This is a genomic window from Streptomyces sp. NBC_01433, from assembly GCF_026340105.1.
Classification (GTDB): domain Bacteria; phylum Actinomycetota; class Actinomycetes; order Streptomycetales; family Streptomycetaceae; genus Streptomyces.
In genome coordinates this window covers 5,848,175-5,860,327 of sequence record NZ_JAPEPM010000001.1, presented here as the reverse complement: position 1 = coordinate 5,860,327, position 12,153 = coordinate 5,848,175, and the positions used below count along the sequence as shown (strand labels likewise).

General features: G+C 69.7%; 14 protein-coding genes. 9 read left to right on the top strand and 5 right to left on the bottom strand.

Annotated features, from left to right (window positions below; translation table 11 throughout):
- Complete coding sequence (gene bioD, locus OG413_RS26275) at positions 1 to 699, top strand: dethiobiotin synthase (RefSeq protein WP_266809308.1); 699 nt, start codon at positions 1 to 3, stop codon at positions 697 to 699.
- A gap of 60 nt (positions 700 to 759) precedes the next feature.
- Positions 760 to 1,455, top strand: coding sequence for a class I SAM-dependent methyltransferase (locus tag OG413_RS26270; RefSeq protein WP_266809306.1), 696 nt, complete (start codon positions 760 to 762; stop codon positions 1,453 to 1,455).
- A gap of 155 nt (positions 1,456 to 1,610) precedes the next feature.
- Here OG413_RS26270 and OG413_RS26265 read toward each other — a convergent pair whose 3' ends face one another.
- On the bottom strand, positions 1,611 to 1,982 hold the full coding sequence (locus OG413_RS26265) for a fic family toxin-antitoxin system, toxin component (RefSeq protein ID WP_073718785.1): 372 nt from the start codon (positions 1,980 to 1,982) through the stop codon (positions 1,611 to 1,613).
- Positions 1,979 to 2,206 (bottom strand): antitoxin, encoded by a 228-nt coding sequence (locus tag OG413_RS26260; RefSeq protein ID WP_073718784.1) that lies wholly within the window; start codon positions 2,204 to 2,206, stop codon positions 1,979 to 1,981. The genes OG413_RS26265 and OG413_RS26260 overlap by 4 nt, the downstream gene beginning before the upstream one ends.
- 244 nt (positions 2,207 to 2,450) lie before the next feature.
- Between OG413_RS26260 and OG413_RS26255 the strand changes: the two genes are divergently transcribed.
- The 7 genes from OG413_RS26255 (at position 2,451) to mug (ending at position 9,794) form a co-directional block, all read left to right on the top strand.
- Positions 2,451 to 3,332, top strand: coding sequence for an LLM class F420-dependent oxidoreductase (locus OG413_RS26255; RefSeq protein ID WP_266809302.1), 882 nt, complete (start codon positions 2,451 to 2,453; stop codon positions 3,330 to 3,332).
- Positions 3,333 to 3,543: 211 nt separating this feature from the next.
- On the top strand, positions 3,544 to 3,969 hold the full coding sequence (locus OG413_RS26250) for a GNAT family N-acetyltransferase (protein ID WP_266809300.1): 426 nt from the start codon (positions 3,544 to 3,546) through the stop codon (positions 3,967 to 3,969).
- Positions 3,970 to 4,187: 218 nt separating this feature from the next.
- Positions 4,188 to 5,525: a hemolysin family protein gene (locus tag OG413_RS26245; protein WP_266809298.1), complete on the top strand. Its 1,338-nt coding sequence runs from the start codon at positions 4,188 to 4,190 to the stop codon at positions 5,523 to 5,525.
- On the top strand, positions 5,522 to 6,541 hold the full coding sequence (locus tag OG413_RS26240; RefSeq protein ID WP_266809296.1) for a hemolysin family protein: 1,020 nt from the start codon (positions 5,522 to 5,524) through the stop codon (positions 6,539 to 6,541). Before OG413_RS26245 ends, OG413_RS26240 begins: the two co-directional genes overlap by 4 nt.
- A gap of 172 nt (positions 6,542 to 6,713) precedes the next feature.
- Complete coding sequence (locus OG413_RS26235; RefSeq protein ID WP_266809294.1) at positions 6,714 to 7,559, top strand: SGNH/GDSL hydrolase family protein; 846 nt, start codon at positions 6,714 to 6,716, stop codon at positions 7,557 to 7,559.
- 218 nt (positions 7,560 to 7,777) lie between these two features.
- Positions 7,778 to 9,220, top strand: coding sequence for an adenylosuccinate lyase (purB, locus tag OG413_RS26230; protein WP_266809292.1), 1,443 nt, complete (start codon positions 7,778 to 7,780; stop codon positions 9,218 to 9,220).
- Between the two features lie 19 nt (positions 9,221 to 9,239).
- On the top strand, positions 9,240 to 9,794 hold the full coding sequence (mug, locus tag OG413_RS26225; RefSeq protein ID WP_266809290.1) for a G/U mismatch-specific DNA glycosylase: 555 nt from the start codon (positions 9,240 to 9,242) through the stop codon (positions 9,792 to 9,794).
- A 112-nt stretch (positions 9,795 to 9,906) separates the two neighbouring features.
- On the opposite strand, the gene OG413_RS26220 is transcribed toward mug, so the two are convergent.
- From OG413_RS26220 to OG413_RS26210, 3 genes are all read right to left on the bottom strand, one after another.
- Positions 9,907 to 10,344, bottom strand: coding sequence for a hypothetical protein (locus tag OG413_RS26220; RefSeq protein WP_266809289.1), 438 nt, complete (start codon positions 10,342 to 10,344; stop codon positions 9,907 to 9,909).
- A gap of 121 nt (positions 10,345 to 10,465) precedes the next feature.
- Positions 10,466 to 11,209 carry an ABC transporter permease gene (locus OG413_RS26215; RefSeq protein WP_266809288.1) on the bottom strand — a complete coding sequence of 248 codons (744 nt, stop codon included), beginning with the start codon at positions 11,207 to 11,209 and terminating at the stop codon, positions 10,466 to 10,468.
- Positions 11,206 to 12,144: an ATP-binding cassette domain-containing protein gene (locus OG413_RS26210; RefSeq protein WP_266809287.1), complete on the bottom strand. Its 939-nt coding sequence runs from the start codon at positions 12,142 to 12,144 to the stop codon at positions 11,206 to 11,208. The genes OG413_RS26215 and OG413_RS26210 overlap by 4 nt, the downstream gene beginning before the upstream one ends.
- Positions 12,145 to 12,153 lie beyond the last annotated feature (9 nt).

The following is a 12,153-nucleotide window of genomic DNA, read 5'->3' as shown; positions in this document are numbered from 1 at the left end:
ATGACGATTCTGGTGGTGTCCGGTACGGGTACCGAGATCGGCAAGACGGTGGTGACCGCCGCCATGGCCGCGGCCGCCCGGGGCCGCCGGGTCGCGGTGCTCAAGCCCGCCCAGACCGGCCTCAAGCCCGGGGAGCCGGGGGATACCGCCGAGGTGGTGCGCCTGGCGGGCGCGCATGTGACGGCGGTCGAACTGGCGCGGTTCCCCGAGCCGTTGGCCCCGGCGACAGCGGCGCGGCGGGCCGGTCTCGCGCCGGTGCGCCCGTACGAGGTCGCCGAGGCGGCCGAGAAGCTGGCCACCGAGCACGATCTGGTGCTGGTGGAGGGCGCGGGCGGGCTGCTCGTGCGGTTCGACGACGAGGGCGCCACGCTCGCGGACGCGGCCCGGCTGCTGGCGGCGCCGGTGCTGGTGGTGGCGCAAGCGGGTCTCGGCACGCTCAATGTCACGGCGCTGACCGCGGAGGCCCTGCGGGCACGGGGCCTGACGTGCCTCGGTGTGGTGGTGGGCAGCATGCCGGCCGAGCCGGATCTGGCCGCACGGTGCAATGTGGACGACCTGCCGGTGGTGGCCGGTGCCCCGCTGCTGGGCGCCGTCCCGGCCGGGGCGGGGGCGCTGACACCCGCCGACTTCAGGGCGCGGGCGGCCAGTTGGCTGGCTCCGGAGCTCGGCGGGGTCCGTACCTGGACGACGGGGGGCTGAGCGGGCCGGTACGGGGGAGAATCGAAGGCAGCCGCTGCTTTCCCGCCACGGAGGCCCGTCATGCATCTGCGCAGCACGAAGATCCCCCGGGACGCCGTGCACCACCCGGTCTTCGCCCGGTTCTATGCCCGGATGAGCGTGAGCGCCGATCAGCGGGGCGGCATCGCCGCGTACCGCCGGGAGTTGCTGGCCGGGGCGTCCGGCCGGGTGATCGAGATCGGCGCGGGGAACGGGCTGAACTTCGCGCACTACCCGGCCGCCGTCTCCGAGGTGGTGGCGATCGAACCGGAGCGCACCCTGCGGCAACTGGCGGTCCGTGCGGCACTGCGGTCCGAGGTGCCGGTGGATGTCGTGCCCGGCGCGGCGGAGGCACTGCCGGTCAAGAGCGAGGCGTTCGACGTGGCCGTGGCCTCACTGGTCCTGTGCACGGTACGGGACCTGCCCCGGGCGCTCGCCGAGCTCAAGCGCGTCCTGCGGCCCGGTGGGGAACTGCGCTTCTTCGAACACGGGCTGGCCCCGGGCCGGGCGCTGGCCGCGGCACAGCGTGCCGCGGACCGGACCGTCTGGCCGTTGCTCTTCGGGGGCTGTCACACCGCGCGCGACCCCCTCGCCGCGATCGAGGCCGCGGGCTTCGAGACGGGGACGTACCGCAGGCTGCGAATTCCGGAGAAGGGCGTGCAGGTCCCGTCCTCCCCCTGCGTCCTGGGCGTGGCCCGTCGGCCCTTCACGGTGGACGGGCCCGGCGCGACGGAATGACGGTGCGGACGTACGGGTGGCCGTACTGCGGGGGTGGGTCGCCGTACTGGCGCAGGGCAGCCGTCAGGGCGCGGAGCGGCCGTCCGGTCCCACGTCGACCGGACGGTCGTACGGCGACCGATACCGGCCGGGTGGGAGGCCTCGCGGGAGGGCTCTCACACACTCCACTGCCGGAGCTCGTCCGCGATGGCCCGCACGTCGGCCTTGCCCTCCTTGACGAGCCGGGCCAGATCCCGCACCTGCTCGGGCGAGGTGATCACCTTCAGCCCTGAGGCGACGAGATAGCCGTACGCCACGGCCGAGGCGAACATGGCGTTGGAGCGTTCGAGCGCGGGAACGTGGAGCAGCAGTTGCAGCAGGGCCGCGGCCCGGGAATGCGGGTCGCTGTAGACGGGGCTGCCGAAGATCTCCGCCTCGTGGCGGCTCACCGCGGCGACGAGCGCGCCCCAGTCGACGACCTGCGGATCACCGGGCGTCTTGTGCTCGGCGACCATGAGCAGCCAGGAAAGGTCGATCCGTAGGTTCAACGGGTACCTTCGCGCTCCGGGCCGAACTCATCGGCGAACACCGATTCGTACTGTTTCATGAAGTCGGCCGCCGCTTCGACGAAGGTGTGTCCTACTTCGCCCGCGTCCTGTTTGACGAGCTCTTCTATATAGCGGTTCACGCTCATCCCCCTCTGCAACGCGCGCTGCCGCGCGGCCTCGGCGGTGGCCTCGTCCACTCGAACGTTCAGCTGAGTCTTGGGCACAGCCTCACGCTAGCGCGACTCCGCTAGCAGCGGCAAGAGGGAGCCGGAGGTGCCCCGTACACCGTTCTCGCGCCACGGATCACGGGATTCTCCGGTTCGGCGGACGCCCCGCCGTGCGCTTGGCATGGTGGGTGGCGAGGCCATCGATCGGACCATCCACCGGTCCACCGCCGTTGTGCGCCCCGGCGCACCGGCGTTCCGTACCGCCGGGGCTCTCGGGGCACCGGCGGAGTGAGGAGACGGTATGACCAGGCCGTTCCGCTTCGGCGTGAACATGTTGACACTGACCGGCAGCGTGGAGTGGCGCGATCGCTGCCGCCGGGCGGAGCAGCTCGGATTCGACGTGATCCTGGTCCCGGACCATCTGGGCATGCCCGCGCCCTTTCCCGCCCTGGTCGCGGCCGCCGAGGCCACGGAGCGGCCCCAGGTCGGCACGTTCGTACTGAATGCCGGTTTCTGGAATCCGACGCTGCTGGCCCGTGAGGCGGCCGGGACGGACGCGCTCACCGAGGGCCGCCTGGAGCTGGGCATCGGCACCGGATACGTACGTGAGGAGCACGAACAGGCAGGTCTCCCCTTCCTCTCCCCCGGCGGCCGGGTGGACCACCTGCGGCGCACGGTCGAGGAGGTGGACCGGCTCCTGCGGGACGAGACCCACCTGCCCGCCGCCGTGCGGCGGCCCCGGCCCCCGCTGATGATCGGCGGGAACGGGGACCGGGTCCTGCGACTCGCGGCCGAGTACGCCGACATCGTGGCGTTCACCGGAGCGGCGGCGGGGAGTGACGGCTCACTCACCATGATCACCGCCGAACAGCTCGACGAGCGGGTCGCCGCGTATCACGGGTTCGCGAGTGACCGGACGACCCCGGCAGAGCTGAATCTGCTCCTCCAGAAGGTCGCGGTGACCGGGGACCGACGTGGGGCCGTGAGCGACCTGCAGCCGCCCTTCGCCCACCTCGCCGACGAAACGCTGCTGGAGCTGCCGCTGTTCGCGGTCGGCACCGTGCGGCAGATCGCCGACCAGCTGCGCGAGCAACGGGAACGGTTCGGCTTCTCGTATCTGACCGTGCTGGAGCCGTCGATGGAGGCGTTCGGACTGGTGATCGAGGAGTTGGCGGGCAGCTGACCGCGCGGGCGGCAGCACGGAGTTCCATACCTGAATATGTCGGAATATGTCGGAACACATCACGCGCTCGAAACACGTTGAATTCTTACGGAATATGTCGGAATTCGCTGGAATACGCCTGAGTGTTACGGAATGCGACCTACCGGGCACGGGAGGTATCGCATTCCGAAACACTGTCGACGCCCCGGCCGCCCGGTGCTGGGATTGCCGCATGGATGATCTTTCGATACGCACCGCGACGCCCGCCGACCTGGACGAGGTTCTCGCCTTCTGGAAGGTGGCGGCCGAGGGCACCAGCATCAGTGACGACCGGGACGGCATCGCACACCTGGTGGAACGCGACCCCGAGTCCTTGATCCTCGCGAAGCGGGACGGCGCCCTCGCCGGAACCGTGATCGCGGGTTTCGACGGCTGGCGCTGCCATCTGTACCGGCTCGCGGTCCACCCGGATCAGCGCCGCCGGGGCGTCGGTGGCGCACTGCTCGCGGCAGCGGAGGAACGGTTCGTCCGGCTGGGCGGGCGACGGGGAGACGCCATGGTGCTCGACCGTAATGATCTCGCGCGGCGTGCCTGGCGAGCCGCGGGATACGCCCCGGAACCCCAGTGGAGCCGGTGGGTGAAGCACCTGACCGGATGACCCCCGAGGAGGAACCGACTACCCTCGATCGACCACCCGCATACGACATCGACCACCCGCATGCGACTTTGCCGATCCTTTACTATGGGATCTCATTTCGACCGCCCCCTCTTCGAAAGGTGTGAGCGTCCGCCCATGGGCGAGCCTCCCAGTAGCCGACATCGCCGACATCGCGCGATCCTCCTGACCCTGCCCGATCATGGGACGGAGGTGAACCGATGACCGAAGTGCTTCTGCTGCTCGTCGCGGTACTGCTCGCCCTGGCCTGTGGCGCCTTCGTCGCCGCGGAGTTCTCTCTGACCACGGTGGAGCGAGGCGAGCTCGAACGGGCCGTGGAGCGGGGCGACCGGGGCGCGTCGAGTGCTCTGAAGGCCGTTCGCAGCCTCACCTTCCAGCTCTCCGGCGCACAGCTCGGCATCACGGTCACCAACCTGGTGGTCGGCATGCTCTCCGAACCGTCCGTCTCCAAGCTGATCCGCGGACCGGTGGAGGCGATCGGCCTCTCACCCGGCGTGTCGTCCTCGATCGCCCTCGTGATCGGTACGGCCCTGTCCACCGTGGTCCTGATGGTGGTCGGCGAACTCGTCCCGAAGAACTGGGCGATCTCCTCCCCGTTGGCCGTGGCCAAGGCGGTCGCGACACCGCAGCGCGCGTTCACCGCGGTGTTCCGCCCCTTCATCAGCCACCTCAACAACACCGCCAACAGGATCGTCCGCCGCTTCGGTCTCGAACCGGCGGAGGAACTGGCCTCGGCCCGCAGCCCCCAGGAGCTGGTGGCACTGGCCCGGCACTCCGCCAAGGCGGGCGCGCTGGAGGCGGACACCGCCGAGCTCTTCGTCCGCACCCTCAACCTTGGCGAACTGACAGCGGAGAACGTGATGACGCCGCGGGTCCAGGTCACCGCCCTTGACATGCAGGCGACGGCCGAGGATGTGGCCAACGCCACCCGGGCGACCGGGCTGTCCCGCTTCCCCGTCTACCGGGGCAGCCTCGACACGGTCGTCGGCGTGGCCCACATCAAGGACGTGCTGGCGATCCCGGCGGAGCAGAGGTCCCGCAGACGAGTCTCGGAGATGCTGCGCGAACCCCTTCTCGTACCGGAGACACTCACCGTGGACCGGCTGCTGGACCGGCTGTCCGGCAAGCTCGCCATGGCCGTCGTGATCGACGAGTACGGCGGCACGGCCGGCGTGGTGACGCTGGAGGACATCGTCGAGGAGGTTGTCGGCGAGGTGCGCGACGAGCACGACCCGCACGAGACACCGGACCTCGCCCCCGCCGGTGAGGACGCCGACGGACGCACCCTGTGGTCGGCCGACGGCGCGGCCCGCACCGACCAGCTCCGCACCATCGGGCTGCGGGTGCCGGACGGACCGTACGAGACGCTGGCCGGGCTGATCGCCACCGAGGTCGGCCGCATCCCGGCGGTGGGTGACACCGTCGAACTGGCCGACTGGCGGATCGATGTGGTGGACGCCTCCGGGCGCCGCGCCGCCCGTGCCCTTCTGCACGCCCCGCTGCCCGGCTCCGAGGAAGACATGGAGGACGCGCGATGATCGCCCTCCAGCTCTTCATCGGCCTCTTGACCCTCGTGGTCAACGCCTTCTTCGTCGGCGCGGAGTTCGCGCTGATCTCCGTACGCCGCAGCCAGATCGAACCGGAGGCGGAGGCCGGGAACCGGCGGGCCCGCAGCGTCATCTGGGGCCTGGAGCACGTATCGGCGCTCCTCGCGGCGGCCCAGCTCGGCATCACGCTCTGCACGCTGGTGCTGGGCATCGTCGCGGAGCCGGCCATCGCGCATCTGCTGGAGCCCGTCTTCGACTCGGTGGGTGTGCCGCAAGGACTGGTCCATCCGATCTCGTTCGTGATCGCCCTGTCCGTGGCCACGTATCTGCACATGCTGCTGGGCGAAATGGTGCCCAAGAACATCGCGCTGGCCGAACCGGCCCGTAGCGCGCTGCTGCTCGGTCCGCCCCTGGTGGCCCTCGCCCGCACCCTGCGCCCGGTGATCTTCACGATCAACGCCTTCGCCAACGCGCTCCTGAAGCTTCTGCGGGTGGAGACGAAGGACGAGGTGTCCGCGACCTTCTCGGACGACGAACTCGCGCGGCTGGTGAAGGACGCCGGGGATGCCGGGCTGGTCGACGACCGCTCGGCGGAGCGGCTGCGGCACGCCCTGGAACTGGGCCGTCGCCCGGTACGGGACGTGGTCATGCCGGTCGACCGGGTGGTCTACGCCCGGATCGGCACCACGCCCGAGGAACTGGAACGCCTCTCCTCCAAGTCCGGCTTCTCCCGCTTTCCCGTGATGGACACCGAGGAACGCATCCTGGGCTACCTCCATGTGAAGGACGCGCTGGACGCGACACCGCGTGATGTCCCCTTCCCGGTGACCGCGATGCGGCCGATCGCGCGGGTGCGCGCGGCGACCCCGCTCGATGACGTGCTCACCGCGCTGCGGCGCAGCCGTACGCACCTGGCAGCCGTCCTCGACGAGGACGACCGGCTGGCGGGCATGGTCACGATGGAGGACGTACTGCGCGAGCTCGTGGGCAGGCCACAGGCTCGCTGAGTCACCAGGAGGGGCGGGGACAGCTGGTGTGTGCGGCAGCTGTCCCCGCCCCTTTCCCCTTTCCCCTTTCCCCTTTCCCGTGTCCCCTGTCCCGCGTCCCCTGCCTCAGCCCCCGGCACCGGCCCCGGACGCCCGGACCCCGGCGCGGCTGCCACGGTACGATCGCAGGGCCATGGAATTGAATGCCTCCTACACCAGTCTTGTCGCGGTCGGCGACTCGTTCACCGAGGGCATGTCGGACCTGCTGGCCGACGGCACGTACCGAGGGTGGGCCGATGTCCTCGCCTCCCGGCTCGCGGCCCGGTCCCCCGGATTCCGGTACGCCAATCTCGCCGTACGCGGAAAACTGATCGGCCAGATCGTCGACGAGCAGGTGGCCCCCGCGGCGGCCATGCAGGCGGATGTGGTCACCCTCGTGGGCGGTCTCAACGACACGCTGCGGCCCAAGTGCGACATGGGCATGGTGCGCGGACGGCTCGAAGAGGCGGTGGAGCGGCTGGCTCCGTCCTGCAAGCAGTTGGTACTGATGCGCAGCCCCGGTCGCAACGGCCCGGTGATGGAACGTTTCCGTCCGCGCATGGAGGAGCTGTTCTCGCTGGTCGACGACCTGGCCGACCGGTACGGCGCACTGGTGGTGGACCTGTACGGTGCGCCGTCGCTCGGCGATCCCCGGATGTGGGACGTCGACCGGCTGCACCTCACCGCCGAAGGGCACCGCAGGGTGGCCGAGGCGGTCTGGCAGACGCTGGGTCTCCCCTCCGAGCTCGACTGGCGGACGCCGATGCGGGCGACGCCGCCTCCGCGCTGGCCGACGCGGCGGGTCGACGACCTCCGCTTCGCCCGGCAGCATCTGGTGCCCTGGATAGGGCGTCGGCTCACCGGCCGGTCGTCGGGGGACGGGCGGTCGGGGGCTCAGTTCAGCGCCGAAACGGGCCGGGCTTTCTGGATCACGCCCGACGACTCCGCCACTCCGGGCCCGGTGACGAGCTGGCGCCGGGTGGAGGACTCCGCACACTGACAGCACCTCGGATGCCGGTGCACCGGCATCCGAGGCTCTCTCGGGTATCCGACGCCTCTGGGCATCCGCCGCCTCCGGGTGCAGGCGGTGGGACTCACCACCCGACGGCAGGGGATCGCGGCCCCACTCGTCGCTTCCGTCCTCTGCGCGCGTTCGTAGCAAGCCACAAACAGGCCTGCGGCGCTGGCCTGCACAAACCGCCAGTAGAATCTGTTTACGTGACTGCTGTGTCTGCGAAGCCTCGCATCCCCAATGTCCTGGCCGGCCGCTATGCCTCCACGGAGCTGGCCGTCCTCTGGTCCCCCGAGCAGAAGGTGAAGCTGGAGCGTCAGCTGTGGCTGGCGGTGCTGCGCGCCCAGAAGGACCTCGGGATCGAGGTCCCCGACGCGGCTCTCGCCGACTACGAGCGCGTCCTCGACCAGGTGGACCTGGCCTCGATCGCCGAGCGCGAAAAGATCACCCGGCACGACGTGAAGGCCCGGATCGAGGAGTTCAACGCTCTCGCGGGCCACGAGCAGGTCCACAAGGGCATGACCTCCCGGGACCTGACCGAGAACGTCGAACAGCTGCAGATCCGGCTCTCACTGGAGCTGATGCGCGACCGTACGGTGGCTGTCCTGGCCCGTCTCGGCAAGCTGGCGGCCGAGTACCGCGAGCTGGTCATCGCGGGGCGCTCGCACAACGTCGCCGCTCAGGCGACGACCCTCGGCAAGCGCTTCGCCACCGCGGCGGACGAACTGCTGGTGGCGTACGGGCGGCTGGAGGACCTCCTCGGCCGCTACCCGCTGCGCGGCATCAAGGGCCCGGTCGGCACGGCGCAGGACATGCTCGACCTGCTGGGCGGAGACGCCGGGAAGCTCGCCGACCTGGAACAGCGCATCGCTGGGCACCTCGGCTTCGCCCAGGCCTTCACCTCGGTCGGCCAGGTCTATCCCCGCTCACTCGACTACGACGTGGTGACCGCGCTGGTCCAGCTGGCGGCGGCCCCCTCGTCGGTGGCGAAGACCATCCGGCTGATGGCCGGCCACGAACTGGTCACCGAGGGCTTCAAGCCCGGCCAGGTCGGCTCGTCCGCGATGCCGCACAAGATGAACACCCGCTCCTGCGAGCGTGTGAACGGTCTGATGGTGATCCTGCGCGGCTATGCCTCGATGACGGGTGAGCTGGCCGGTGACCAGTGGAACGAGGGCGATGTGTCCTGCTCCGTGGTCCGCCGGGTGGCCCTGCCGGACGCCTTCTTCGCGTTCGACGGCCTGCTGGAGACCTTCCTGACGGTGCTGGACGAGTTCGGCGCGTTCCCGGCTGTCGTGGCGCGGGAGCTGGACCGCTACCTGCCGTTCCTGGCCACCACCAAGGTCCTCATGGGCGCCGTACGGGCCGGGGTGGGCCGCGAGGTCGCTCACGAGGCCATCAAGGAGAACGCGGTCGCCTCCGCGCTGGCGATGCGGGAGCAGGGCGCGGAACGCAACGAGCTGCTGGACAAGCTGGCCGCCGACGGGCGCATCCCGCTGGACCGCGCGCAGCTGGACGCCCTGATGGCCGACAAGCTGTCCTTCACCGGTGCGGCGGGTGACCAGGTCACCGCGCTGGTGTCCCGGATCGAGGACATCACGAAGCAGCACCCGGAGGCCGCGGCCTACACCCCCGGCTCCATCCTCTGACGGTCACCACAATCGCCTGATGACACCCGAAGAGCTCCAGGCCGCCCGCGATCGCGTCGTTCCCGATGTGGTCGCGGGCGGCCTGCGTGTGCTGTTCTGCGGAATCAATCCGAGCCTGATGACGGCCGTCACGGGCCACCACTTCGCCCACCCCGGCAACCGCTTCTGGCCGGTGCTCCACCTCTCGGGCTTCACGCCCCGTCGGCTGAAGCCCGCGGAACAGGGCGAACTGCCGGCCCACGGACTCGGCATCACCAACGTGGTGGCCCGTGCGACGGCTCGGGCGGACGAACTCGGCGCCGACGAGTTCCGGGAAGGCGGCCGGATCCTGGCGGAGAAGACGGAACGGCTCGCCCCGCTGTGGCTCGCCGTGGTCGGTATCACCGCGTATCGCACAGCCTTCGGTGAACGCCGTGCGCGGATCGGCCCGCAGGACCGACGGATCGGCGGCGCACGCGTCTGGGCCTTGCCCAACCCCAGCGGCCTCAACGCCCACTGGACCGTCCACACCATGGCCGACGAGTACGCCCGTCTCCGTGAAGCCGTCGAGTGGCCCCCTTCAGCCTGTCCCTGAACGCCGCGGAAACCGAGCCCTCACCCAGGTGCCTCGGGGCCCACGAGCCCTCGCCATCCCGTCAGCCCCGGGCCGGAGAGCCGGATCTGTACATTCCTTGCGGGTAAGCCGATCAGGGCGGGTCGATCACGGTCACCAGGACAGTCAGCTCGAAGCCGGGGCCGCCCTCCTCCAGGAAGAGTCCCACCGCGATCCACCGGTCCTCGATCCGCCAGAGCTGAAGGTACTCGCAACCGGCGACCGGATCGGCCCACGGTTCGGGTATCACCTCGCCCGCCATCATCCGCTCCTGCGCGCTCCACAGGCTCATCAACTGCGGCTCGCCCCAGCGCGAGGTGAGCAGTGTCAGCAGCGCGTCGTGCTCCGCGAGACACTGGGCCCGGTGCTCAGGGCCTCCTGGCTCGTCGTCATCCCAGTGCTCCTCATCCGTGTGCAGGGAAGCAGTGTGATATCCGGGTCCGCTGACTCCCGAGCCCCATGGGATGCGCTCCGCGGGAAACTCCCTGGTGCGCATCCCATCGATGAGGTGGAGGTGATGTGCGGTCGTCATGCCATCAGTAAACCGCCTGGCACTGACAAGTGGCATCTTGGCCCGCGCCCGTGAAGCACGCCAGGAGAACTGGAGCAGCTTCGTCTCCCGGGTTCTCTCCCTCTCCCCGCGTCTCGGGGCTTCACGCGTCCCGGTTCCGTATCGCACACCAGCCTGCCAGCAGCGCGGCCGCGGCCCAGGCCGCTGTCACCAACAGTCCGGTCCACGGTCCGAGGCTGCCGTCGGGATTCTGGTGCAACACCAACTGGCCCGCCCGGTCCGGAAGATATTGAGACACTCTGCCCGCGATGTCCCCGATCACGAAGGAGACGATCAGGATGAAGGGTATGAGCAGGCTGAGCACTGCCGCAGCACTGCGAAACAGCGCCGCCAGCCCTGCCGCGAACAGCGCCATCAGCGCGAGGTAGACACCCCCTCCGAAGGCCGCCCGCAGTGCGCCCGGATGCCCGAGGCCGATCGCGAAGTCCCCCATGAAGAGCTGTCCCACCAGAAACGTGGTGAAGCTGGTGATGAGCCCCACGCCAAGGGCCGGGCCGCCCACGACTGTCATCTTGGCCAGGTAGAAGAGGCCGCGGCGCGGGACAGCGCACAGCGATATCCGCAGAGCGCCGTTGCGGAACTCCGAAGAGAGTGCGGTCGCACCGAAGCTGATGGCCGCGATCTGTCCGAAACTCAGGGCGTAGAAGGCGTCGAAGACCGGCTCGGCATCCGCGTTGCCCGCCTCCGCCCGGCCGATCGTGGCGAACGTGAGAACAGTGGCGACAAGCGTCGCGACGAAGACCGCGGACAGCGAACCGGACACGGACCGCATCGATCTGATCTTGATCCACTCGGAGTGGAGCACTGCGGCCGGGGACATGGTCACACCTCCTGGCGACTCATGGGCGACGCCGTGGCGGCCGCGAATTCCGTCTCGTCCCTCGTGAGATCGAGGTATGCCTGTTCCAAGGTCATCTGCTCGTCGATGAGTTCAAGGAGAGGGATGCCTTCGGAAGCGGCCAGGACGCCGATCTCCGCCGCCTTGGCGCCGTCGACCGTCCAACTCCCGTCGTCGCCTTGCGCGGATGGGTGGCCTTTCCGGGACAGCATGTCTCGGAGCCTGCTGGATTCCGTCGTGCGCATTCGCACCCGGGGCCGACTGCGGGAGTCGAGGAACTCCCGCGTCGTCATGTCGATGAGGAGTCTGCCTCTGCCGAGGACCACCAAGTGGTCGGCGAAGGACGATGTCTCGTTCATGAGATGGCTGGAGATCAGAACCGTACGGCCTTCGCGGGCCAGCCGCTTCATCAGCTCCCGGATCCAGACGATGCCTTCCGGATCCAGTCCGTTGGACGGCTCGTCCAGCATCACCACCTCCGGGTCGCCGAGCAGCGCGGCCGCGATTCCGAGGCGTTGTCGCATACCGAGAGAGAAGGTCTTGATCCGCTTTCTCGCAACTTGTCCGAGTCCGGCCTCCTCCAGCACGGCGTCCACCCGGGCGGCGGCTATGCCGTTGCTGGTGGCATGGGCGAGCAGGTGGTTACGCGCGGTGCGCGATCCGTGAGCCGCGTGGGCGTCGAGCAGCGCACCGACCCGATTCAGCGGATTGTGCAGCGCGGCGTAGCTTTTCCCGCCCACGGTTGCCGTGCCACCGGTCGGCCGGTCGAGGCCGAGGACGAGCCGCATGGTGGTGGACTTTCCCGCACCATTCGGACCGAGGAATCCGGTGACCCGGCCGGGCAGCACACTGAACGTGAGGCGGTCCACGGCACGGGTGGAGCCATATTCCTTGGTGAGTTCGTGCACGTCGATCCTGGTCATGTCCTCAGC